The organism is Mycobacterium canetti CIPT 140010059, assembly GCF_000253375.1.
Taxonomy (GTDB): Bacteria; Actinomycetota; Actinomycetes; order Mycobacteriales; family Mycobacteriaceae; genus Mycobacterium; species Mycobacterium tuberculosis.
In genome coordinates, this window is the sequence record NC_015848.1 from 218,990 (window position 1) to 243,254 (window position 24,265).

Genomic DNA, 24,265 nt, shown 5'->3' on the forward strand with positions numbered 1-24,265 from the left:
GTCGTGGCCACTCTATGTTGCCGAATCGCCCAGCTTCGCGTGCATCTCCCAGATCAGCACTTCCGACGGCTCATTGGCGGTCAGGCCGCGGGCGTCAGCGTCGGTGAACCGCACCGCGTCCCCGTCGGCAAGCTCGCCGCCACCTTCCAGAGTGAGGCTCCCGTAGGCGACGAACAGATGCAGGAAGGGTGCGCAGGGCAGGCTGACCGTAGCGCCGGGCTGCAGCCGCGCGCCGTGCAACGAGGCGCTGCTGTTATGCAGGGTGAGCGCTGCGTCTTGCCCGGGTATGCCCGACGCGATGGTTACCAGGCCGGCGCGCAACAGTTCGTCGTCTATCTGCTGCTGTTGGTAGCTGGCAGTGATGCCGGTTGCATCGGGTATTATCCACATCTGCACGAAATGCACCGGCTCGGTAGCAGAATCGTTCATTTCCGAATGCAAGATTCCGGTGCCGGCCGACATGCGTTGGGCTAGGCCGGGATAGATCACTCCGCTATTGCCGGCGGAATCCTGGTGTCTGAGCGCTCCCCGCAGCACCCAGGTCACGATTTCCATGTCACGGTGTGGATGGGGATCAAAACCCGAAGCCGGTTCCATTTGGTCGTCGTTGTTCACCAACAGGAGCCCGTGGTGGGTGTTGTCGGGATCGTAGTGGTCGCCGAATGAGAACGAATGCCGGGATTTCAGCCAGGACGTCGTGGTGACCGCCCGGTCGGCCGCACGCCTTATCTCGACGGTGGCGGTCATGACGTCACGTTCGCCATCACAGCGAATCGGGCAGGCCGAATTTCGGGAACAAGGTGGTGTCGAGGAAGGCCACCACGTGTGACACGCGGTCGGCGGCCATGTCCAGCACGTGTAGCTGAAAAGGCAGGTGCACGTCACCGGCACGCATGTACATGGCCGCGGCGGGCTGGCCGTTGGCGATCAACGAAATCAGGCGCATATCGCCAGGCGAATCGGCGGGGCACTGTTGGTGAATGAGGGTGACGATGGCCTGTGCGCCCTGGTACCAGCCGATATACGGCGGCATTTCCCAGATCGCCTCGGCGGTGAACAGCTCGACCAACCGGTCGATGTCATAAGCCTCGAACGCGGCGATGTAGCGGGCCAACAGGTCTTGCGCCTCGGGTGAATCCGGCGCGGACAACCGGTCGGCGGCGCTGGGCCGGACCGTCTGCAGCTGAGAGCGGGCCCGCTGCAGCAGGCTATTGACGGCGACGGTGCTGGTACCGATCGCGTCGGCCACCTCGGCCGATTTCCACTGCAGCACGTCGCGCAGCAGCAGTACGGCTCGCTGCCGGGGTGAGAGGTGCTGCAGAGCCGCCACAAAGGCCAACCGCACCGATTCCCGGTTCCCGACGATCGTTGAGGGATCAGCAGGGTCATCCGTCACGTCCGGCAGCGGCTCCAGCCAGGACACCTCTCGACGTTCCACCAACTCCCCGGACGGATCGGCACTCGGCCGCCCGAGCCCCGTCGGCAACGGCCGGCGTCGACGGCCCTCCAACGCCGTCAGGCAGGTGTTGGTGGCGATCCGATGCAGCCAGGTGCGTAGCGAGGACTTGCCCGCGAAGCCCTCATAGGCCTTCCAGGCCCGCAGCAGCGTCTCCTGAACAAGGTCTTCCGCGTCGTGCAGCGAGCCAGTCATGCGATAGCAGTGTGCGAGCAGTGCACGCCGGTAGGGCTCGGTATGGGCGGAGAAGTCCCCGCGCCGTTCGTCGGCGGGCTCGCGGCCAGAGTTTTCTGCGAGCACACTCACGTCAATGAGCCTACGCAGAGTCTCCGACACTCTCACCGGAGCAGCCGTTACGCTCCCGGTAATGACTACCACCCGGACTGAACGGAATTTCGCGGGCATCGGCGATGTGCGCATCGTCTACGACGTCTGGACGCCGGACACCGCGCCGCGAGCGGTGGTCGTGCTGGCCCATGGTCTGGGCGAGCATGCCCGCCGCTACGACCATGTCGCGCAGCGGCTCGGCGCGGCCGGCCTGGTCACCTATGCGCTTGACCACCGCGGGCATGGCCGCTCGGGTGGCAAACGGGTGCTAGTGAAAGACATCTCCGAGTACACCGCTGACTTCGACACCCTCGTTGGGATCGCCACCCGGGAATATCCCGGGTGCAAGCGCATCGTGCTCGGGCACAGCATGGGCGGCGGCATTGTGTTCGCCTACGGTGTCGAACGTCCAGACAACTACGACCTGATGGTGCTTTCGGCGCCGGCGGTGGCGGCACAGGACCTGGTGAGCCCGGTAGTGGCGGTTGCCGCCAAGCTTCTGGGCGTCGTGGTGCCCGGCCTGCCGGTGCAGGAACTGGATTTTACTGCCATCTCTCGCGACCCCGAGGTGGTCCAGGCTTACAACACCGACCCACTCGTGCACCACGGACGGGTTCCGGCCGGGATTGGCCGCGCGCTGCTGCAGGTGGGCGAGACCATGCCGCGGCGAGCACCGGCATTGACCGCGCCGCTGCTAGTGCTGCACGGCACCGATGACCGGCTGATCCCCATCGAGGGCAGCCGTCGCCTGGTCGAATGTGTGGGATCGGCCGACGTGCAGCTGAAGGAGTATCCCGGGCTGTACCACGAGGTGTTCAACGAGCCGGAGCGCAACCAGGTGCTCGACGATGTGGTCGCCTGGCTCACCGAGCGGTTGTAGGCCGAGCCGACCTGTCGCAGCCCTCCATTAGTTTTGGCGCCATGACCAACGACAAGATGCTGGCCCGCATCGCAGCCCTGCTGCGCCAGGCCGAAGGCACCGACAACCCCCACGAGGCCGACGCGTTCATGAGCACCGCACAACGGTTGGCCACGGCGGCATCGATCGACCTGGCGGTGGCCCGGTCGCACGCGGGCGACCGTTCGCCCGCGCAAGCCCCGACGCAGCGCACCATCACTATCGGGGCGGCGGGCACCCGCGGATTGCGGACCTATGTGCAGCTCTTCGTGCTCATCGCGGCGGCCAACGACGTGCGCTGCGACGTGGCATCGAATTCGACGTTCGTGTACGCCTACGGGTTCGCCGAGGACATCGACACCAGCCACGCCCTATACGCCAGCCTGGTGGTCCAGATGGTCCGGGCATCCGACGCCTACCTCGCCTCGGGAGCGCACCGGCCCACGCCGACGATCACCGCCCGACTCAACTTCCAGCTGGCGTTCGGCGCCCGGGTCGGCCAGCGCCTGGCCGATGCCCGAGAGCAGACTCGGCAGGAAGCCACCAAGGACCGTGATCGTCCGCCTGGTACCGCAATTGCCCTGCGGGACAAGGATATCGAGCTGCATGAGTACTACCGTCGCTCGTCTAAGGCGCGCGGCGCCTGGCGAGCCAGCCGGGCCACCGCCGGATACTCGTCGTCCGCACGGCGCGCCGGTGATCGAGCGGGACGGCAAGCACGACTCGGGAACAACCCCGAGCTGCCCGGGGCACGGGCCGCGCTGGGCCGGTGATCGGCGCGGACGTTCCGCGGGATTCCCAGCGTGCCAGGGTGTACGCGGCCGAGGCGTTCGTCCGGACCTTGTTCGACCGCGTCACCGCACACGGCTCACCGACGGTGGAGTTCTTCGGTACCCAGTTGACGCTGCCCCCAGAAGGTCGGTTCGGTTCGGTGGCATCGGTGCAGCGTTATGTGGACGACGTGCTTGCGCTACCGGCGGTAGGGCAGAACTGGCCGACGGTGTCGCCGGTGCGCGTGCGGGCGCGCCGGGCGGCCACCGCGGCGCACTATGAAAACCATGGCGGCACAGGCACTATCGCGGTACCCGACCGGCACACCGCCGGTTGGGCGATGCGCGAGTTGGTCGTGCTACACGAAGTGGCGCATCATTTGTGCCAGGTGCCACCGCCACACGGACCCGAGTTTGTGGCGACGGTGTGCACCCTGACAGAGCTGGTGATGGGACCCGAAGTTGGTCACGTGTTTCGCGTCGTCTACGCGCAGGAGGGCGTGCGCTGAACGAGCTAGACGCCGACCTGCGGGCACGTGAGGTCGAGGCCCAGATGACCGACGACGAGCGATTCTCACTGTTGGTCGGCCTGACCGGGGCCAGCGATCTGTGGCCGGTGCGCGATGAACGCATCCCACGGGGCGTGCCGATGTGTGCCGGGTATGTGCCGGGGATTCCCCGGCTCGGGGTCCCGGCCTTGTTGATGAGCGATGCCGGTCTGGGCGTCACCAACCCGGGCTACCGCCCCGGTGACACCGCTACGGCGCTGCCCGCCGGCCTTGCCCTAGCGGCCAGCTTTAACCCGGTGCTGGCCCGGTCCTCGGGCGAAGCGATCGGCCGGGAGGCGCGCAGTCGCGGGTTCAACGTGCAACTGGCCGGCGCGATCAATCTGGCGCGCGACCCGCGTAACGGCCGCAACTTCGAGTACCTTTCCGAGGACCCGTTGTTGAGTGCCACGATGGCCGCGGAGTCGATCATCGGGATTCAGCAGCAGGGTGTCATTGCGACGACGAAACACTTCTCGCTGAACTGCAACGAAACCAATCGGCACTGGCTGGACGCGGTCATCGATCCCGACGCGCACCGCGAGTCGGACTTGTTGGCGTTCGAGATCGTCATCGAGCGGTCGCAGCCCGGCGCCGTGATGGCGGCGTACAACAAGGTCAACGGAGATTACGCTGCCGGCAACGACCACTTGCTCAACGACGTGCTGAAAGGTGCTTGGGGATACCGCGGTTGGGTGATGTCGGATTGGGGCGGAACACCCAGCTGGGAGTGCGCGCTGGCCGGCCTGGACCAAGAGTGCGGTGCTCAGATCGATGCAGTGCTGTGGCAGTCGGAAGCATTCACCGACCGCCTGCGTGCCGCCTACGCCGACGGCAATCTACCCAAGGGGCGCCTGTCGGACATGGTACGGCGGGTCCTGCGGTCGATGTTTGCCGTCGGAATCGACCGATGGAAACCAGCGTCGGCGCCGGACATGAACGCGCACAACGAGATTGCCGCACAGATGGCGCGGCAGGGAATCGTGCTGCTGCAAAACCGAGGGCTGCTGCCGCTCGCTCCCGAATCGGCCGGGCGTATTGCCGTCATCGGCGGCTATGCACACCTCGGTGTGCCAGCCGGTTACGGTTCGAGCGCCGTCACCCCGCCGGGGGGCTATGCGGGCGTGATACCGATCGGTGGGTCTGGCTTGGCAGCCGGGTTGCGTAATCTCTACCTGCTGCCGTCAAGCCCGCTGAGTGAGTTGCGAAAGCGGTTGCCCAACGCGCAGTTCGAGTTCGATCCTGGCATCAACCCGGCGGAAGCGGTGCTGGCTGCGCGGCGAGCAGACATCGCGATCGTGTTCGCGATCCGTGCCGAAGGAGAGGGCTTCGACAGTGCCGATCTGTCGCTGCCATGGGGTCAGGATGCGCTGATCGCCGCAGTCGCGTCCGCCAACGCGAATACCGTTGTGGTGCTTGAGACGGGCAACCCGGTGACCATGCCCTGGCGCGACTCGGTGAACGCCATCATGCAGGCCTGGTATCCGGGCCAGGCGGGTGGCCAGGCCGTTGCGGAGATTGTGACCGGGCAGGTGAATCCTTCGGGCCGGCTGCCGATCACCTTCCCGGTCGATCTCGGTCAGACGCCACGCTCGCAACCGCCCGAGCTCGGTGCCCCGTGGGGGACATCGACCACGATCCACTACACCGAGGGCGCCGATGTTGGCTACCGCTGGTTTGCCAGCACAAATCAGACCCCGATGTTCGCGTTCGGTCACGGCTTGTCCTATACCAGTTTCGAGTATCGTGACCTGGTGGTGACGGGCGGCCACACCGTGCACGCCAGTTTCAGCGTTACCAACACGGGCGACCGCAGCGGGGCGGATGTCCCGCAGCTGTATTTGACCGCAGCTCCCGGCGAATCGCGGTTGCGGTTGCTGGGATTCGAGCGGGTCGAGCTCGAACCCGGCCAGACTCGGCGGGTAAGGATCGAGGCGGACCCGCGACTGCTCGCCCGCTATGACGGCGAGGCCAGAAGCTGGCGCATCGAGCCGGGCGGTTACACGGTGGCGGTGGGCGCTTCGGCGGTAGCGCTGAAGCTGGCAGCCAAGGTCAAGCTGGCCGGCCGTGGGTTCGGGCGGTGACGGGCGGGCCCAGCGAGGCCCGTACCCACGACCGGCATGATAGGTCTACTTGACCGGGGCCAATTCGTCGCCGCAGGTGCAGCGGTAGGCGTCACCGGCGCCAGCACAGTGGCATGGGACTTCGATGCGAACCCGACAGCCACAGCCCTCGTGGCTGCAGGTCAGCAAGGTCCCAGCCTCGTAGTTCGTCATTCGTATCACCCTCATCCGTGTCGGGGATCCCCGAGGAATCCCAGGTGGTCAGCTGTCGGTAATCCAGAACAGCCACTTCAATATATACCCTATACGGGTATCTGGTAAACCCCCAGGCCGGTGGTCGGTTGCCTGCTGGCGCGCGACGGCCGGTGGTCGCGCTAGCGTTTGGGCATGGACCAGCAACCCAACCCGCCCGACGTCGACGCATTCTTGGACAGCACACTGGTCGGCGACGATCCGGCGTTAGCCGCGGCATTGGCGGCCAGCGACGCGGCCGAGTTACCCCGCATCGCGGTGTCGGCACAGCAGGGCAAGTTCCTGTGCCTGCTGGCCGGTGCCATCCAGGCGCGCCGCGTCCTCGAGATCGGCACACTCGGTGGCTTCAGCACCATTTGGCTGGCGCGTGGCGCGGGCCCACAGGGACGGGTGGTCACACTGGAATACCAGCCCAAGCACGCTGAGGTCGCCCGGGCGAACCTGCAGCGAGCGGGCGTCGCCGATCGGGTGGAGGTGGTCGTCGGTCCGGCGCTGGACACGTTGCCGACGTTGGCCGGTGGCCCGTTCGACCTGGTGTTCATCGACGCCGACAAAGAGAACAACGTCGCATATATTCAGTGGGCGATCCGGTTGGCCCGGCGCGGCGCAGTGATCGTGGTGGACAACGTTATTCGTGGCGGCGGGATTCTTGCTGAGTCCGACGATGCCGACGCAGTGGCGGCACGTCGGACGCTGCAAATGATGGGTGAGCACCCCGGCCTAGACGCCACGGCGATCCAGACCGTCGGGCTCAAGGGCTGGGACGGTTTCGCCCTCGCTTTGGTGCGGTAGCCGCTGGTCCGGCGCCCAATTTTCGTTGCTGGCATCCCGAAAACGGGCGTAATCTTGGAGCAGATGGATGGGTGGCAGCGAGCCCAAAAGTTTTGCTGCATAACAGAAAGGTTGCAAAATGAGTACAGTCCATTCATCAATTGATCAACACCCTGATTTGTTGGCTCTGCGTGCCAGCTTCGACCGCGCCGCCGAGTCGACGATCGCGCATTTCACATTCGGTCTGGCCCTGCTGGCGGGCCTGTATGTGGCTGCATCGCCGTGGATCGTCGGCTTCAGCGCCACCAGAGGGTTGCCAACGTGTGACCTTATCGTGGGGATCGCGGTCGCGTACTTGGCGTATGGGTTCGCGTCGGCCCTGGATCGCACACACGGCATGACCTGGACGCTACCCGTGCTCGGTGTGTGGGTCATTTTCTCGCCGTGGGTGCTACCAGGGGTCGCGGTGACGGCTGGCATGATGTGGTCGCACATCATCGCAGGTGCGGTGGTAGCCGTCCTGGGCTTCTACTTCGGGATGCGCACGCGGGCCGCGGCTAACCAAGGATAGTTCGAAGTTCGCGAGCCAGAGGGCAACTCGGGAATGTCCTGGCCGGGGCGGTCCCGGCCAGGCAGCGGCTAGTTGCGGCTAGCCGCAGACCGCGCCGACCGCGGCAGAGCTGACCAGCTTGACGTACTTGGCCAGTACGCCAGTAGTGTAGCGCGGCGGTGGAGGACTGAAATCCTGTTGTCGGGACACGAATTCGGCCGGATCGGCCAACACATCGAGAACGCGGCCGGCCACGTCGAGCCGGATCCGGTCGCCGTTGCGCAGAAGTGCGATCGGTCCGCCGTCGACCGCCTCCGGTGCGATGTGGCCAACGCACAGGCCGGTGGTTCCACCGGAGAACCGGCCGTCGGTCAGCAGTAGAACATCTTTACCGAGTCCTGCGCCTTTGATCGCGCCTGTGATGGCGAGCATTTCGCGCATCCCGGGGCCGCCCTTGGGTCCTTCGTACCGGATTACCACGGCGTCGCCCACGGTAATGGTGCCATCCTCAAGGGCGTCCAGCGCAGCGCGCTCGCCGTCGAAAACTCTTGCGGTGCCTTCGAATACGTCGGAATCGAATCCGGCGGTCTTGACCACCGCACCTTCGGGTGCCAGCGATCCGTGCAGGATGGTGATACCACCGCTCGGGTGGATCGGGTTTGCCAACGCACGTAGCACCTTGCCATCTGGATCCGGCGGGGTGATGGCAGCTAGATTCTCGGCCATGGTGTGACCGGTAACCGTCAGGCAGTCGCCGTGTAGCAGACCGGCGTCCAGCAGCGCCTTCATAACCACCGGCACACCGCCGATGTGATCGACGTCGGACATCACATGGCGGCCGAACGGCTTGACATCGGCCAAATGCGGCACCCCCGACCCGATCCGGCTGAAGTCCTGAAGCGATAGTGCGACGTTGGCCTCGTGGGCGATGGCCAGCAGATGCAGCACCGCGTTGGTCGAGCCGCCGAACGCCATTACCACCGCAATGGCGTTCTCGAACGCCTCCTTGGTGAGGATGTCGCGGGCGGTGATGCCGCGGCGCAGCAGCTCGACGACGGCCTGACCGCTGCGACGCGCGAACCCGTCGCGCCGGCGGTCGGTCGCCGGCGGTGCCGCGCTGCCCGGCAACGACATGCCGAGCGCCTCGGCGGCGCTGGCCATGGTGTTAGCGGTGTACATGCCGCCGCATGCCCCTTCGCCGGGGCAGATTGCCCGCTCGATGGCATCGACGTCGGCGCGACTCATCAAACCGCGAGAGCACGCTCCGACCGCCTCGAAGGCGTCAATGATGGTGACGTCGCGTTCGCTACCGTCGGAGAGCTTGGCCCGGCCGGGCAAAATAGAGCCCGCGTAGAGGAACACCGCCGCCAGATCCAGTCGTGCGGCGGCCATCAGCATTCCAGGCAGCGATTTGTCGCATCCGGCCAGCAGCACCGAACCGTCGAGTCGCTCGGCCTGCATCACGACTTCGACGCTGTCGGCGATCACCTCACGGGAAACCAGCGAGAAGTGCATCCCCTCATGACCCATGGAGATGCCGTCCGAAACCGAGATCGTGCCGAACTCAAGCGGATAGCCGCCGGCCGAAAACACCCCCTCCTTGACCGCGTTGGCCAGCCGGTCCAATGAGAGATTGCACGGCGTGATTTCGTTCCACGACGATGCGACCCCGATCTGTGGCTTCGCGAAGTCTTCGTCGTCCATGCCCACCGCCCTCAACATGCCCCGGGCAGCGGCCTTCTCCAGGCCGTCGGTGACGTCTCGACTGCGGGGCTTGATGTCGGCGACCGTCGAGACGGAAGCGGCTTCGTCGGTGGTTTGCGGCATTGTCCAAGTATGCGGCCCAAGGATGCGCTCGCCGCGGCACGGTTGCCAAATTCTAGGTCCGATACCCCGCTGGGGTACAAGATATGATGGGTAGCATGCCTGGGCCCTGCTTTCGGGTTGGCGAGTATCTCTGGAGATGGCGAGTAAATGACAGCAGCACACGGCTACACGCAGCAAAAGGACAACTACGCCAAGCGGTTGCGTCGCGTCGAGGGGCAAGTGCGCGGCATCGCGCGAATGATCGAGGAAGACAAGTACTGCATTGACGTTCTGACCCAGATCAGCGCCGTCACCAGTGCGTTGCGGTCGGTGGCGCTGAACCTGCTGGACGAGCACCTGAGCCACTGCGTCACCCGTGCCGTGGCCGAGGGCGGTCCTGGGGCTGACGGCAAGCTGGCAGAGGCCTCGGCAGCAATCGCGCGCCTGGTTCGTTCCTGATCGCCGCGTGTTGAAGCGCAAACCTGCCCACCACCCGTTGGTGCGGTGCGTACGGTAGGGGCAGCGTAATCGTGCCCTGAACGACCCCGAACCACCGAACTTCGCGGCCGATTCCGCGCAGGACGCGATGACTGCCCCAACCGGAACCTCCGCCACTACGACGCGACCGTGGACGCCACGGATCGCCACGCAACTGTCCGTGCTGGCTTGCGCGGCCTTTATCTATGTCACCGCCGAAATCCTGCCGGTGGGCGCGCTGTCGGCGATAGCGCGGAACTTGCGCGTCAGCGTGGTCCTAGTTGGGACCTTGCTGTCCTGGTATGCCCTTGTCGCGGCCGTGACAACGGTTCCGCTGGTGCGTTGGACCGCACACTGGCCGCGCCGCCGGGCCCTGGTGGTCAGCCTGGTCTGCCTGACCGTCTCGCAACTCGTCTCGGCGCTGGCGCCCAACTTCGCGGTGCTGGCCGCCGGGCGGGTGCTCTGCGCGGTCACCCATGGCCTGCTGTGGGCGGTCATCGCGCCGATCGCCACCCGGCTGGTGCCGCCCAGTCACGCCGGGCGCGCCACGACGTCGATCTACATCGGAACCAGTCTGGCGCTGGTCGTCGGTAGCCCACTCACGGCTGCCATGAGCCTGATGTGGGGTTGGCGGCTGGCGGCGGTGTGCGTGACCGGCGCGGCGGCCGCGGTCGCCCTGGCCGCCCGGCTGGCGTTGCCGGAGATGGTGCTGCGCGCCGACCAGCTCGAGCACGTTGGCCGACGGGCTCGTCACCACCGTAATCCTCGCCTGGTCAAGGTCAGTGTGCTCACGATGATCGCGGTAACCGGCCATTTCGTGTCCTACACCTACATCGTGGTGATCATCCGCGACGTCGTCGGTGTACGTGGGCCGAATCTGGCCTGGCTGCTCGCCGCCTATGGGGTCGCCGGCCTGGTGTCTGTGCCGCTGGTGGCGCGGCCGTTGGACCGTTGGCCCAAGGGCGCCGTCATCGTCGGTATGACCGGACTGACGGCGGCGTTCACCTTGCTGACCGCGCTGGCATTCGGTGAACGCCACACCGCGGCGACGGCACTGCTGGGCACCGGTGCGATTGTGCTGTGGGGAGCCTTGGCCACCGCCGTGTCACCGATGCTGCAATCTGCGGCGATGCGTAGCGGCGGCGACGACCCGGACGGGGCCTCAGGTTTGTATGTGACGGCGTTTCAGATCGGCATCATGGCCGGCGCTCTGCTGGGTGGGCTGCTCTACGAGCGCAGCTTGGCGATGATGCTGACCGCGTCGGCGGGTTTGATGGGTGTTGCGTTGTTCGGGATGACGGTTAGCCAGCACTTGTTCGAGAATCCGACTCTGAGTCCCGGCGACGGCTAACACAGCAGGTCAGCGGGACCAGTTGGTGCCGCTATGCCACACTGGGCTGAAGAACGTCACCGGAGGGAAAGCAATTATGTCGCGCTGGAAGCAGGGCTGGACGAGGGGGAGTCTATTCGCCGCTCTGAACATAGCCGCAGTGGTTGCGGTGCTGATGCTGGGCGCTGGCGTTGCTCTGGCGGACCCGGACGCGGCTCCCGGCGATCCCGGGGGTCCCGGGGGCCCCGGGGGCGCAGCGGGACCCGTCGACCCGCCGGCAGTTGACCTGTTGGCGCCGCCACCCGACCCGTTGGCGCTGCCGCCGGCACTTGACCCGTTGGCGCCGCCGCCACCTGACCCGCTCGCGCCGCCCCCGCCTGACCCGCTGGCAGTGCCGGTAGCAGCGGGCCCCGTTGCCGGGCAGGATCCGACACCGTTTGTTGGCCCGCCGCCGTTCCGGCCGCCGACGTTCAATCCGGTCGACGGCGCGATGGTCGGTGTGGCCAAGCCGATCATCATCAACTTCGCGGTGCCGATCGCCGACCGGGCGATGGCCGAAAGCGCCATCCACATTTCGTCCATCCCGCCCGTGCCGGGCAAGTTCTACTGGATGAGCCCGACTCAGGTACGCTGGCGCCCGTTTGAGTTCTGGCCCGCCAACACCGCGGTAAACATCGATGCGGCCGGCACCAAGTCGAGCTTCCGGACCGGTGATTCGCTGGTGGCCACCGCCGACGACGCCACGCATCAGATGACAATCACCCGCAACGGCGTCGTGCAAAAGACCTTCCCCATGTCGATGGGCATGGTGTCCGGCGGCCACCAGACCCCGAATGGCACCTACTACGTGCTTGAGAAGTTCGCCACCGTGGTCATGGACTCCTCGACGTACGGGGTCCCGGTCAACTCGGCCCAAGGCTACAAGTTGACCGTCTCCGACGCCGTCCGGATCGACAACAGCGGCAACTTCGTGCACAGCGCGCCGTGGTCGGTGGCAGATCAGGGCAAGCGCAACGTCACCCACGGCTGCATCAACCTCAGCCCGGCCAACGCGAAGTGGTTCTACGACAACTTCGGCAGCGGTGACCCGGTCGTCGTGAAGAACTCTGTCGGGACTTACAACAAAAACGACGGTGCCCAGGACTGGCAGATCTAACGGCCGCGCGGTTGCCCACGAGTGACCCGTAGCCAATCGCGGCTCCCCTTACTGGAGCCTTACTGGAAGCAGGTCAGCGACAGCATCGTGTAGTGCCGAAGCAGCCGGCGGGCGCAGTCTTTCACCACCAGGTTGCGCCTGCCGTCGAGACTGTAGGCGGCGTCGACCGCCCAGAAGGCGAACAAGCTGGTCGATAGGTAAGCGGCCATGTCCTCGCAGCGCAGCAGCGCCTCGGCCACATCCTCGAGCAGGTGTTTCACCGAGCGCGCGGCCTCGGCATGGCTCATGCCGAGCAAGTCGAAGTGCCAGTCGGCGGGCGGGTCTTGGTCTTCGTCCAGCGGCAGCGTCTTTAGCACCTCGGAGATTAGCGCGTGGATCTGCAGCGGACGTAGACAGTCGGCCGGGCGTGGCTGCTGAATGTCGGCAAGCCAGCCCAGCAACCGCTCGTATAGCCGATCTGCTGACATCTCGCGAATCAGGTTGCGCGCCCACTTCCGCGGTTCCTCGCGGTTGTCGTGGTAAAGGATCAGATCCAGCGGGCCATGCTTGTCGAACCGCATCAGGCGCCAGATCAGGTCGAAGAACTCCTCCGCTGACAGGACCTCACCGTAGGGAATCGTCAGTTCGCGGTTGCGGATCTCGCGCACTTCGGGGGCCTCGGTGGCCGCCGAAATCCATTCCTCGAACCGCGCGCCGTCGATCTGCTTTGTCTGCAGTGGTAGCGATACCGGACGTTGCGGGGTTTTCTTCCACTTGAGGAGCAGTTCGGCAATCTCGTCAGCGGCGGCGCACAGGGTGGTAATAAATCGCTGCTGGTAAGACTCGTCGGGTACACCCCTAGTCAACAGCTCGCTCAAGGAGACATCCGAACTGTCCTCGACATCGCTGACCATCCGCCCTGGATTGTCGGCGACGCGGTGGAAAACCAGAATGATGCAGCTGCGAGCACTTCCGGAGGCGGTGCGGAAGCGGTGATGCACCAGCGAGCCAGCGGCGAATACACTGCTCAGCGGTCGCTCGGAATCGGTCACCTCGATCACCGTTGGGTGGTCCTGACCGCCCAGCTGGCGCTGCGCATCGAACACCTTGCGGATGCTGTCGGGGGTGGTGAAGATCGATGCATTTTCACTCGACCACGGCACCCCGTCCTCGTTGACGAAGCAGGTGCGGGCGAGTTTATGGGTGCCGGGTAGGAAGGTGAAATTCTGTCCCGCTGGCCCCTGCGCGGTTCCGCGCCGCCAGGTAATGAGGATCTTGTATTCGTCGTTGAACGGGGTGTTGTCGATATGCAGCATGTTGTCCTGGGCCAGGACCGACAGCGGTTCGGCGTCCTTGCCGCGTGCATCGATCATTCTGATCGGTCCGCCGACGGCATAGGAGATCAACGCGATCATCAAGGGGTGCACCAGCGCGCCATTGACCGCCGGATCGGTCAGCATTCCGGGGCTTCGCCGCAGGTCTAGGAAGCGGTGAATGAAACTGCGACTGCCCTCCCGGGCCATGAGTTCGTCGTAGCGTTTTACCAATTTCAAAAAGTCGTCCGACTCGACGATGTCGGCAAGGACGACTGCGCCCTGCTCGGCCATCTGATCGATGAGGTCTCGTAGTGCCGCGGTGGCGATTTCGGCAGCTTCTGAACCCTGGGCCGCCAGCGCGTCGGTCAGCTCCTGCAGCAGTTTCCTGCGGTAGGACTCCTTGTCATCTAGATCACGGAATCGTTTGTAGGCCCAGGCGGCGGGCAGCTGGTCCTGTGACACCAGCTCGGGACCGATCGGTGGTGCGTATTCCAGCGGCAATATGTCATCGGCGGCGAACTTGGTCAGCTGGATTCCGTCGGAATTATCCGGCAAGGCCTGGGTGGTCGCAGTCTGACCGAGTGAGCTCATGTCCCGGGAAATCTGAATCACCTCCGCTTTCGCGTATTGCGCAAGAACTCGGTTCGTTGACCCGTCGAGGTCGACTGCAGAACGTACCTCCGGAGGCGGCGTTATCGCCAGACCTATTACCTGGGGGCCTGCCCGAAAGGGAAAACCCGGTGTCCTTTCTGGTTATCGAAGTGACCGGAATATTCGGCGCCGGCGACGCACACGCGAGAATGGATGCCGCGCACGAGTTTATGCGCTTGTTCGGGTTCTGCCCGAAAGGGAAGACTTGATTTCCCGTTAGTTCAACCACCGGGTGATCGGCGCACTGAACGAGAAAGGATATGGCGAATGCGCACGAATTGCTGGTGGCGGTTGTCCGGCTATGTCATGCGGCATCGGCGCGATCTGCTGTTGGGATTCGGGGCGGCGCTGGCCGGCACCGTCATCGCCGTTTTGGTTCCGCTGGTAACCAAGCGTGTCATAGACGACGCGATCGCGGCCGACCACAGACCGCTGGCGCCCTGGGCCGTGGTTCTGGTCGCCGCCGCCGGGGCGACCTACTTGCTGACGTACGTACGCCGGTACTACGGCGGTCGAATTGCCCACCTGGTACAGCATGACCTGCGCATGGACGCCTTTCAGGCCCTGTTGCGGTGGGACGGCCGACAACAGGACCGGTGGAGCAGCGGCCAGCTCATCGTCCGCACCACCAATGACCTGCAACTGGTGCAGGCGTTGCTGTTCGATGTGCCCAATGTGCTCAGGCATGTGCTGACACTGCTACTAGGTGTCGCGGTCATGACCTGGTTGTCGGTGCCGCTTGCGCTGCTTGCGGTGCTGCTGGTACCCGTGATTGGCCTGATCGCCCACCGCAGCCGCCGGCTGCTGGCCGCAGCCACCCACTGTGCCCAGGAACACAAGGCCGCGGTCACCGGAGTCGTCGATGCGGCGGTCTGCGGAATCCAGGTCGTCAAGGCTTTCAGACAGGAGGCGCAGGAAACGGTCAAGCTGGTGACGGCATCCCGCGCGCTGTATGCGGCTCAGCTGCGGGTGGCCAGGCTCAACGCACACTTCGGTCCGCTGCTACAAAGTCTGCCCGCTTTGGGGCAGATGGCGGTCTTCGCGCTCGGCGGATGGATGGCCGCGCAGGGCAGCATTACGGTGGGCACCTTTGTTGCCTTCTGGGCCTGCCTGACATTGCTGGCGCGGCCGTCCTGCGATCTGGCGGGGATGCTGACCGTTGCGCAGCAGGCGCGGGCCGGCGCGGTGCGGGTCTTCGACCTTATCGACAGCCGACCGACGCTGGTCGACGGCACCAAGCCGCTGCCTCCGGAGGCTCCGCTATCACTGGAGTTCGAGCGGTTGTCCTTCGGATATGTGGCCGACCGCCCCGTTCTACGCGAGATAAGCCTGTCGGTCCGGCCGGGGGAGACCCTTGCGGTGGTCGGCGCGCCGGGCAGCGGCAAAACCACCTTGGCGTCGCTGGCGACGCGTTGCTACGACGTCACAGCGGGCGCGGTGCGGATCGGTGGTCAGGATGTGCGCGAGCTGACGCTTGACTCGCTGCGGTCAGCCATCGGCCTGGTACCCGAAGATGCCGCCCTGTTCTCCGGAACGATCGGTGCAAACATCGCCTATGGCCGCCCGGATGCGACGCCCGAACAGATTGCCACGGCGGCCCGGGCGGCGCACATCGAGGAGTTCGTCAACACTTTGCCGGACGGGTATCAGACGGCCGTCGGTGCGCGCGGACTGACGCTGTCCGGCGGGCAACGCCAACGCATCGCCCTGGCCCGGGCGCTAGTGCACCAGCCGCGGTTGTTGATCATGGACGACCCGACCTCTGCCGTGGATGCGGTCATCGAATGCGGAATTCAGGAGGTGCTGCGGGAGGCGATCGCGGATCGCACCGCGGTCATTTTCACCCGCCGCCGATCCATGCTTACCTTGGCCGACCGGGTCGCGGTCCTCGACTCCGGGCGCCTGCTCGATGTCGGCACCCCCGACGAGGTGTGGGAGCGCTGTCCCCGCTATCGGGAATTGCTGTCGCCCGCGCCGGATCTCGCCGATGACCTGGTTGTCGCGGACCGCTCGCCGGTGCGTCGACCGGTGGCCGGGCTCGGCGCCAAGGCCGCGCAGCACACCAACGTCCACAACCCCGGGCCTCACGATCACCCGCCCGGCCCCGACCCGTTACGCCGCCTGCTGCGTGATTTCCGCGGCCCGCTTGCGTTGAGCCTGCTGTTGGTGGCCGTGCAGACCTGCGCGGGTCTGCTGCCGCCCCTGCTCATCCGCCACGGTATTGACGTCGGGATTCGCCGCCACGTGCTCTCGGCGCTTTGGTGGGCAGCGCTCGCCGGCACCGCCACCGTGGTCATCAGGTGGGTCGCGCAGTGGGGGAGTGCCATGGTCGCCGGATACACCGGTGAGCAGGTGCTGTTTCGATTGCGGTCCCTGGTCTTCGCCCATGCCCAGCGCCTGGGCCTGGACGCATATGAAGACGACGGAGATGCCCAGATCATTACCGCGGTCACCGCCGACGTCGAGGCCATCGTGGCGTTCCTGCGCACCGGTCTGGTTGTTGCCGTGATCAGCGTGGTGACCCTGGTCGGCATATTGGTGGCGCTGCTGGCCATCCGCGCCCGGCTGGTGTTGCTCATCTTCACCACCGTGCCGATGCTTGCCCTTGCGACCTGGCAATTCCGTCGGACGTCGAATTGGACCTATCGGCGGGCACGGCACCGGTTGGGGACGGTAACCGCCACGCTGCGTGAGTACGCGGCGGGGCTGCGGATCGCCCAGGTGTTCCGCGCCGAATACCGCGGACTGCAAAGCTATTTCACTCACAGTGACGACTATCGCCGACTTGGGGTGCGCGGGCAGCGGCTGCTGGCCCTGTACTACCCGTTCGTGGCATTGCTCTGCAGCCTGGCGACCACCCTGGTCCTGCTCGACGGTGGACGTGAGGTGCAGGCGGGTGTGATCTCGGTCGGCGCGCTGGTGACCTACCTACTCTATATCGAGCTGTTGTACACGCCGATAGGCGAACTGACGCAAATGTTCGACGATTACCAGCGTGCGGCGGTGGCGGCCGGGCGGATCCGGTCGCTGCTGAGCACACGGACACCGTCGTCGCCGGCGGCACGACCGGTGGGGACGTTGCGTGGTGAAGTGGTTTTCGACGCCGTCCACTATTCCTACCGAACACGAGAAGTGCCGGCACTGGCCGGCATCAACCTGCGAATTCCGGCCGGGCAGACAGTGGTGTTCGTCGGCTCCACCGGATCCGGGAAATCCACCCTGATCAAGTTGGTGGCGCGGTTCTACGATCCGACCCATGGGACGGTCCGAGTCGACGGATGTGACCTGCGGGAGTTCGATGTCGACGGCTATCGCAACCGGCTCGGCATCGTGACGCAGGAGCAGTACGTCTTCGCCGGGACGGTCCGCGATGCCATCGCATACGGACGGCCCGATGCCACCGATGCCCAGGTCGAACGGGCTGCGCGGGAGGTCGGTGCCCATCCGATGATCACCGCACTCGACAACGGGTACCTGCATCAGGTCACCGCGGGTGGGCGCAATCTGTCCGCCGGTCAGCTGCAGTTGCTCGCATTGGCCAGGGCGCGTCTGGTTGACCCCGACATTCTGCTGCTGGACGAGGCCACCGTGGCCCTGGATCCTGCCACCGAGGCCGTGGTGCAGCGGGCCACCCTCACCCTGGCAGCCCGTCGGACGACCTTGATCGTGGCTCACGGGCTAGCCATCGCCGAACACGCCGACCGCATTGTCGTGCTCGAGCACGGCACCGTTGTCGAGGACGGCGCCCACACCGAACTTCTCGCTGCTGGGGGCCACTATTCGCGGCTGTGGGCGGCCCATACTCGACTGTGTTCGCCGGAAATCACTCAGCTTCAATGTATTGACGCGTAGACGTCACCAAGCCACCGAATGGGTGGCGAGTTGACCGGGCGCCGGATCCCGACGGTTGTGGTTGATCTGCCGAATCAACGGCTTCTGGCCACGAACATGTGTCCGCGACTGGCGTTCTGCGATACCAACCCGATCAGTTACTATAGAAACTGTTCCCGCCGACAACTAACTCCCTTGTTCGCGTGGAGGGGTTCTCGGGTCCGGTCAGCGAGGTCCGGAGCGGGGCGGAAATTTCATTGAACAGCCGTAGAAGTTCAGCCAGGACCGGAACGGATCCAGCGCCAAGCATGCCTTCAGGAGCCATGTTGTCGAATCAGTGCCTAGGGCTGGGGGCGCCCGGAAGGAACACCACAGGGGGGACCGACATTCCGCATGTGGTCAAGCGCAGCGGAGCGAAATTCCGCGAGGAGTTCATCCTCCGTCCGGACCGGGTGCAAATGGCACCGGTGAATGTCATTTCGGTCGCGGTGGTGGCGAGCGACCCGTTGACCCGCGATGGAGCTTTGGCCCGACTCTCGTCTCACCGGGAGCTCGACGTGCGCGCTTGGCAGGCTGGATGCGAAACCTCGGTCCTGCTCGTGCTGGCCACCACGATCACCGCGCCTCTTCTATGCCAGATCGAGGACGTGCAGAAGGATGGCCCCAGTCACGCGCCGAAACTGGTCGTCGTCGCCGACGAATTCTCCGCTGAACAAGTTTTCCGGATGATCAAGCTGGGGTTGACCGGGTTGTTGTATCGCAGCCAGAGCACGTTCGACTGCATCGTCGAGACAATCCGGTTGTCCGCCGAAGGCCGCCTGCGACTCCCCGAACGTGTCCAGCGTTACCTGGTCGGCCGCATCAAGTCCACCCCGACCGCCGAACCTGACACACCGGGCGCCGCCGCTCTTGCCGAGCGTGAGGTGGCGGTGCTGCGTCTGCTAGCGGACGGCTTGAGCACGCACCAAGTGGCGGTGCAGCTCAACTATTGCGAGCGCACGATCAAGAACATCGTTCATGACATAGTGACGCGGCTGAAGCTCCGCAACCGCACGCATGCCGTTGCACATGCGCTGCGCGCGGGCCTCATTTGATTGATGGCCGGCGTCCGACGTACGTGCGGCCGGGCCGATCCCAAGCGAGTGGTGTAACGTGCACGGTAGCCATTATGTATAGCAACATACATATGCCTTGGATGGAGCGGCGATGCAAGGTCCACGCGAACGGATGGTGGTCTCGGCCGCGCTGTTGATTCGGGAACGGGGAGCCCACGCCACCGCCATCTCGGATGTGCTGCAGCACAGCGGCGCACCGCGGGGGTCGGCCTATCACTACTTCCCGGGCGGTCGTACCCAACTGCTATGCGAGGCCGTCGATTACGCCGGAGAGCATGTCGCCGCCATGATCAACGAGGCCGAAGGGGGCCTGGAGCTGCTGGACGCGCTGATTGACAAGTATCGCCAGCAGCTGCTCAGCACCGACTTTCGCGCCGGCTGCCCGATCGCCGCGGTCTCGGTGGAGGCGGGCGACGAACAAGATCGCGAGCGGATGGCCCCGGTGATCGCGCGTGCAGCGGCGGTGTTTGACCGCTGGTCGGACTTGACTGCCCAGCGGTTCATTGCCGACGGCATACCGCCGGATCGGGCGCACGAGCTGGCGGTGTTGGCCACGTCGACGCTCGAGGGCGCAATCTTGCTGGCTCGGGTGCGGCGCGACCCGACGCCGCTGGATCTGGTTCACCGCCAGCTGCGCAACCTGCTGCTGGCCGAGCTGCCCGAAAGGAGCCGATGATGACCAGCTCTGATTGGCTGCCCACCGCGTGCATCCTCTGCGAGTGCAACTGCGGCATCGTCGTGCAAGTCGACGATCGCCGACTGGCCCGCATCCGGGGCGACAAGGCGCATCCGGGGTCTGCGGGCTACACCTGCAACAAGGCGTTGCGGCTGGACCATTACCAGAACAACCGGGCTCGCCTGAGCTCGCCGATGCGCCGCCGAGCTGATGGCACCTACGAGGAGATCGACTGGGACACGGCGATTGTCGAGATTGCCGAGGGATTCAAACAGATCCGTGATACCTACGGCGGGGACAAGATCTTCTACTACGGCGGCGGCGGACAGGGCAATCACCTCGGCGGTGCCTACAGCGGCGCCTTTCTGAAGGCCTTGGGGTCGCGCTACCGGTCGAATGCGCTGGCGCAGGAGAAGACCGGCGAAGCCTGGGTCGATTTCCAGCTGTACGGCGGTCACACGCGCGGCGAGTTCGAGAACGCCGAGGTGTCGGTGTTCGTCGGGAAGAACCCATGGATGTCGCAGAGCTTCCCGAGGGCCCGGGTGGTGCTCAACGAGATCGCCAAGGATCCGGGCCGGTCGATGATCGTGATCGATCCCGTCGTCACCGACACCGCGAAGATGGCCGACTTCCATCTACGGGTGCAACCGGGTTGCGACGCCTGGTGCTTGGCGGCTTTGGCCGCGGTCTTGGTCCAGGAAAACCTCTGTAACGACGCCTTTCTTGCCGCGCACGTGCACGGAGTGGACACCGTGCGCGCCGCCCTGCAAGAGGTCCCGATCGCCGAGTACGCGCAGCGTTGCGGGGTGGACGAGGAGTTGTTGCGCGCCGCGGCCCGGCGCATCGGCACCGCCGCCAGCGTGTCGGTGTTCGAAGACCTGGGAATCCAGCAGGCGCCCAACAGCACCGTCTGCTCCTATCTGAACAAGCTGCTGTGGATCCTGACCGGCAACTTCGCGAAGAAGGGCGGCCAACACCTGCATTCGTCGTTCGCTCCGCTGTTCAGCCAGGTCTCAGGCCGCACACCGGTCACCGGTGCGCCCATTATCGCGGGCCTGATCCCGGGCAACGTAGTGCCCGAGGAGATCCTGACCGAGCACCCGGATCGGTTTCGGGCGATGATCGTCGAGAGCGGCAATCCGGCTCACTCGCTGGCCGATTCAGCCGCCTGCCGGGCGGCATTCCAGGCGCTGGAACTGATGGTGGTCGTCGATGTCGCCATGACCGAGACGGCCAGGCTCGCCCACTACGTGCTGCCGGCGGCGTCGCAGTTCGAGAAGCCGGAAGCCACATTTTTCAATTTCGAGTTTCCACGCAACGGCTTTCAGTTGCGCCGGCCGTTGTTTCCGCCACTGCCCGGAACACTGCCCGAACCCGAGATTTGGGCGCGGCTGGTGCGGGCACTTGGCGTAGTCGACGAAGCGGACCTGCGGCCGCTGCGAGAGGCCGCCGCTCAGGGGCGCCAGGCGTATACCGAGGCTTTCCTCGCGGCGGCGGCGACCAATCCCACCGTGGCGAAACTGACTGCCTATGTGCTCTATGAAACGCTCGGGCCGACGCTGCCGGACGGTCTAGCCGGGGCGGCCGCGTTGTGGGGACTTGCCCAGAAGACGGCGATGGCCTATCCCGACGCCGTCCGCCGCGCCGGCCACGCCGACGGCAACGCGCTGTTCGACGCCATTCTCGAGCGTCCCTCCGGGGTCACGTTTACCGTGCACAACTACGAAGATGACTTCGCATTGATTAGCCACCCCGATCACAAGATCGCCCTGGAGATTCCGGAAATGCTGGCAGAGATCCGGTCGCTGACCCAGACCCCGTCACGATGGACCACGCCTCAACTGCCGATCGTGCTGTCGGTGGGCGAGCGCCGCGCGTACACGGCCAACGACATCTTCCGTGACCCGTCCTGGCGCAAACGCGACGCCAACGGGGCGCTGCGGGTCAGCGTCGAAGACGCCCAGGCCCTGGGACTGGCCGATGGGTGCCTGGCTCGTATCACGACCGCGGCGGGCAGTGCGGAGGCGACGGTGGAGGTCACCGAGACGATGCTTCCCGGACACGCCGCGCTGCCCAATGGTTTTGGGCTGGACTACACCGGCGACGACGGGCGCACCGTCGTCGCCGGTGTCGCCCCGAACGCACTTACTTCGACGCGATGGCGCGACCCCTACGCCGGCACCCCCTGGCACAAGCACGTGCCCGCCGCCATCTGCCGAGCAGACGCAGAATCGCCCATTTGGTAGCCCAAATGGGCGATTCTGCGTCTGCTCGCGGGGTCTTAGCCTAGTTCCAGATCCGGACCCTGCGCTGCGGGTCCAGAAACAGCGCGTCATCCTCGGTGACGTCGAAGGCCTCATAAAAAGCGTCCACGTTGCGAACCACACCGTTGCACCGGAACTCCGGCGGGGAGTGCGGATCGACCGCCAACCGGCGGATGGCCTCGGCTGCACGCGATTTGGTTCGCCATATTTGTGCCCAGCCGAAGAACACCCGTTGCGTGCCGGTCAGCCCGTCGATAACCGGAGCGGGGTTGCCGTTCAGCGACAGCTGGTAGGCCAGCAGGGCGATCGACAGCCCGCCCAGGTCGCCGATGTTCTCGCCTATGGTGAACGCGCCTTGTACATGAGGAGGGCCGGGATGGTCGACGAGATCGCGCGGCGTGTAGGCGTGATATTGCTCGATCAACGCTTCGGTGCGGGCCGCGAACTCGGTGCGATCGTCGTCGGTCCACCAATCGACCAGATTGCCGTCCCCGTCGTATTTGGCGCCCTGATCGTCGAAACCGTGCCCGATCTCGTGTCCGATCACCGCCCCGATTCCGCCGTAGTTGGCGGCCTCGTCGGCCTGCGGATCGAAAAATGGTGGCTGCAAAATTGCTGCGGGGAAGACGATTTCGTTCATCCCCGGGTTGTAGTAGGCGTTGACGGTTTGTGGTGTCATGAACCACTCGTCGCGGTCGACCGGGCCGAAAAGCTTGGCTAGCTCGCGGTCATGGTTGACGGCGTAGCCGCGCTGGACGTTACCGTAGAGGTCGTCGCGGTCGATCGCCAGCTTCGAGTAGTCGCGCCACTTGATCGGATAGCCGACTTTGGCGGTGAACTTGTTCAGCTTCGCTAGCGCGCGTTGCCGGGTCTGCGGCGTCATCCAATCCAGCTCGCTGATGCTGATCCGATACGCCTCCTGCAGGTTGTCCACCAGGGTGTCGATGCGGGCCTTGGCGTCCGGCGGGAAATGCCGTTGTACATAGAGCTTTCCGACGGCATCGCCCATCAGGTTCTCCACCAGTGACACCCCACGCTTCCAACGGTCCCGAAGCTGCTGTGCGCCGGTAAGCGTGCGGCCGTAGAATTCGAAGTCCTCCGCGACCAGGGCGCGGGTCAGCCAGGGGGCCCGGGCACGGATCAAACGCCAACGCGCCCAGCATTTCCAGTCTTCAACGTTAACGCTCGCCCACAGCGAGGCAAAGGTGACGAGGTAATCAGGTTGGCGCACAACCAGTTCCGTCATGGCGTCCGGTGCGCTCCCCAATGCGGTCACCCAGCTGACCCAGTCGAAACCCGCCCCTTCGGTCTGTAGCTGGGCAAACGTGCGCAGGTTGTAGCCAAGGTCGGCGTCGCGGCGCTTCACCACATCCCAATGCGCGTCGGCGAGTTTGGTCTCCAGCGCGACGATGCGGTCCGCGGTCTTGGCATGGTCACGGCTCTCGCCCCCGTACACCAGGCTGAACATCCGGGCGATGTGCCCTGGATAGGCCGCTAGCACGGCGGCGTGTTGCTCGTCACGGTAGTAGGACTCGTCGGGTAATCCGATGCCGGATTGGGTGAAATGCACCAAGTAACGGGTCGAGTCTTTGGAATCGGTATCGACATAGACTCCGATGCCGCCGCCCACGCCGGCGCGTTGCAGGGCGCCAAGCGCGGCGGCCAATTCGGTGGCGTCGGCCGCGCTGTCAAGCGTGGCCAATTCGTGGTGCAGCGGTTGCACCCCTGCGCGCTCGACGGCTTCCTCGTCGAGGAAGCTGGCGTAGAGGTCGCCGATGCGTTGCGCATCGGTGCCTACCGCAGCACCTGCTTGGCTGGCCTGGATGATCAGGTCTCGCACTTGCTTCTCGGCGCGGTCGAACAGGCTACGGAAGGCGCCGTCGGTCGCCCGGTCCGCTGGTATCTCGTGTTCAGCCAGCCAGCGGCCGTTAACGTGGCCGAACAGGTCGTCTTGGGGTCGGGCATCAGCGTCGATGTGGCTCAGGTCGATACCCGAGGGGATGGCAAGTGTCACCCCGCCATCCTTCCACCT

Annotated in this window: 19 protein-coding genes; 13 read left to right on the top strand and 6 right to left on the bottom strand. The window is 65.3% G+C overall.

The features are described 5' to 3' along the window. Nucleotides 1-12: 12 nt before the first annotated feature. Nucleotides 13-747, bottom strand: a complete 735-nt coding sequence (locus MCAN_RS00995; protein ID WP_014000097.1) for a pirin family protein — start codon at nucleotides 745-747, stop codon at nucleotides 13-15. A 16-nt stretch (nucleotides 748-763) separates the two neighbouring features. Beyond that, the gene (sigG, locus tag MCAN_RS01000; protein ID WP_014000098.1) at nucleotides 764-1,876 is read right to left on the bottom strand and encodes a sigma-70 family RNA polymerase sigma factor SigG; all 1,113 of its coding nucleotides are present in this window, start codon (nucleotides 1,874-1,876) and stop codon (nucleotides 764-766) included. Between sigG and MCAN_RS01005 the strand changes: the two genes are divergently transcribed. From MCAN_RS01005 to MCAN_RS01020, 4 genes are read left to right on the top strand one after another with little or no spacing between them, the layout of a single operon-like run. Further along, complete coding sequence (locus MCAN_RS01005; RefSeq protein WP_014000099.1) at nucleotides 1,824-2,663, top strand: monoacylglycerol lipase; 840 nt, start codon at nucleotides 1,824-1,826, stop codon at nucleotides 2,661-2,663. The two genes, sigG and MCAN_RS01005, sit on opposite strands and share 53 nt — an antisense overlap. A gap of 41 nt (nucleotides 2,664-2,704) precedes the next feature. Continuing rightward, entirely contained in the window at nucleotides 2,705-3,454 is a 750-nt protein-coding gene (locus tag MCAN_RS01010) for a DUF2786 domain-containing protein (RefSeq protein ID WP_014000100.1), read from the top strand. Further along, a complete protein-coding gene (locus MCAN_RS01015; RefSeq protein WP_003401120.1) occupies nucleotides 3,451-3,960 on the top strand; it encodes a TIGR04338 family metallohydrolase in 510 nt (169 codons plus the stop codon). Before MCAN_RS01010 ends, MCAN_RS01015 begins: the two co-directional genes overlap by 4 nt. A 44-nt stretch (nucleotides 3,961-4,004) precedes the next feature. Further along, a complete protein-coding gene (locus MCAN_RS01020; RefSeq protein WP_014000101.1) occupies nucleotides 4,005-6,080 on the top strand; it encodes a beta-glucosidase in 2,076 nt (691 codons plus the stop codon). Between the two features lie 45 nt (nucleotides 6,081-6,125). Here the strand turns inward: MCAN_RS01020 and mymT are convergent, their stop codons facing one another. Continuing rightward, nucleotides 6,126-6,287, bottom strand: a complete 162-nt coding sequence (gene mymT, locus MCAN_RS01025; protein ID WP_010886068.1) for a copper-binding metallothionein MymT — start codon at nucleotides 6,285-6,287, stop codon at nucleotides 6,126-6,128. A 153-nt stretch (nucleotides 6,288-6,440) separates the two neighbouring features. Between mymT and MCAN_RS01030 the strand changes: the two genes are divergently transcribed. Both MCAN_RS01030 and MCAN_RS01035 read left to right on the top strand, forming a co-directional pair. Continuing rightward, the gene (locus tag MCAN_RS01030) at nucleotides 6,441-7,103 is read left to right on the top strand and encodes an O-methyltransferase (protein WP_014000102.1); all 663 of its coding nucleotides are present in this window, start codon (nucleotides 6,441-6,443) and stop codon (nucleotides 7,101-7,103) included. Between the two features lie 118 nt (nucleotides 7,104-7,221). Beyond that, nucleotides 7,222-7,653, top strand: coding sequence for an SPW repeat protein (locus MCAN_RS01035; RefSeq protein ID WP_003401141.1), 432 nt, complete (start codon nucleotides 7,222-7,224; stop codon nucleotides 7,651-7,653). Between the two features lie 78 nt (nucleotides 7,654-7,731). Here the strand turns inward: MCAN_RS01035 and ilvD are convergent, their stop codons facing one another. Next, nucleotides 7,732-9,459, bottom strand: a complete 1,728-nt coding sequence (gene ilvD, locus MCAN_RS01040; RefSeq protein ID WP_014000103.1) for a dihydroxy-acid dehydratase — start codon at nucleotides 9,457-9,459, stop codon at nucleotides 7,732-7,734. A gap of 147 nt (nucleotides 9,460-9,606) precedes the next feature. Between ilvD and ricR the strand changes: the two genes are divergently transcribed. From ricR to MCAN_RS01055, 3 genes are all read left to right on the top strand, one after another. Then, nucleotides 9,607-9,897 carry a copper-sensing transcriptional repressor RicR gene (gene ricR / locus MCAN_RS01045; protein ID WP_003401147.1) on the top strand — a complete coding sequence of 97 codons (291 nt, stop codon included), beginning with the start codon at nucleotides 9,607-9,609 and terminating at the stop codon, nucleotides 9,895-9,897. A gap of 127 nt (nucleotides 9,898-10,024) precedes the next feature. Then, complete coding sequence (locus MCAN_RS01050; protein WP_003401149.1) at nucleotides 10,025-11,266, top strand: Rv0191 family MFS efflux transporter; 1,242 nt, start codon at nucleotides 10,025-10,027, stop codon at nucleotides 11,264-11,266. Between the two features lie 76 nt (nucleotides 11,267-11,342). Next, nucleotides 11,343-12,401, top strand: coding sequence for a L,D-transpeptidase (locus MCAN_RS01055; RefSeq protein WP_015287775.1), 1,059 nt, complete (start codon nucleotides 11,343-11,345; stop codon nucleotides 12,399-12,401). Nucleotides 12,402-12,460: 59 nt separating this feature from the next. Here the strand turns inward: MCAN_RS01055 and MCAN_RS01060 are convergent, their stop codons facing one another. Beyond that, entirely contained in the window at nucleotides 12,461-14,308 is a 1,848-nt protein-coding gene (locus tag MCAN_RS01060; protein ID WP_014000105.1) for a hypothetical protein, read from the bottom strand. A gap of 306 nt (nucleotides 14,309-14,614) precedes the next feature. Here MCAN_RS01060 and MCAN_RS01065 point away from each other — a divergent pair, with 306 nt between their 5' ends. The 4 genes from MCAN_RS01065 to MCAN_RS01080 all read left to right on the top strand — a co-directional run bounded on the left by MCAN_RS01065 (nucleotide 14,615) and on the right by MCAN_RS01080 (nucleotide 22,215). After that, a complete protein-coding gene (locus MCAN_RS01065) occupies nucleotides 14,615-18,199 on the top strand; it encodes an ABC transporter ATP-binding protein (RefSeq protein ID WP_014000106.1) in 3,585 nt (1,194 codons plus the stop codon). Nucleotides 18,200-18,636: 437 nt separating this feature from the next. Beyond that, nucleotides 18,637-19,272 carry a response regulator transcription factor gene (locus tag MCAN_RS01070; protein ID WP_014000107.1) on the top strand — a complete coding sequence of 212 codons (636 nt, stop codon included), beginning with the start codon at nucleotides 18,637-18,639 and terminating at the stop codon, nucleotides 19,270-19,272. Nucleotides 19,273-19,384: 112 nt separating this feature from the next. Continuing rightward, nucleotides 19,385-19,969 carry a TetR/AcrR family transcriptional regulator gene (locus tag MCAN_RS01075; protein ID WP_014000108.1) on the top strand — a complete coding sequence of 195 codons (585 nt, stop codon included), beginning with the start codon at nucleotides 19,385-19,387 and terminating at the stop codon, nucleotides 19,967-19,969. Next, on the top strand, nucleotides 19,969-22,215 hold the full coding sequence (locus MCAN_RS01080; protein ID WP_014000109.1) for a molybdopterin oxidoreductase family protein: 2,247 nt from the start codon (nucleotides 19,969-19,971) through the stop codon (nucleotides 22,213-22,215). The genes MCAN_RS01075 and MCAN_RS01080 overlap by 1 nt, the downstream gene beginning before the upstream one ends. A 40-nt stretch (nucleotides 22,216-22,255) precedes the next feature. Here MCAN_RS01080 and zmp1 read toward each other — a convergent pair whose 3' ends face one another. Further along, nucleotides 22,256-24,247 (bottom strand): zinc metalloprotease Zmp1, encoded by a 1,992-nt coding sequence (gene zmp1 / locus MCAN_RS01085; RefSeq protein WP_014000110.1) that lies wholly within the window; start codon nucleotides 24,245-24,247, stop codon nucleotides 22,256-22,258. Nucleotides 24,248-24,265: the final 18 nt, after the last annotated feature.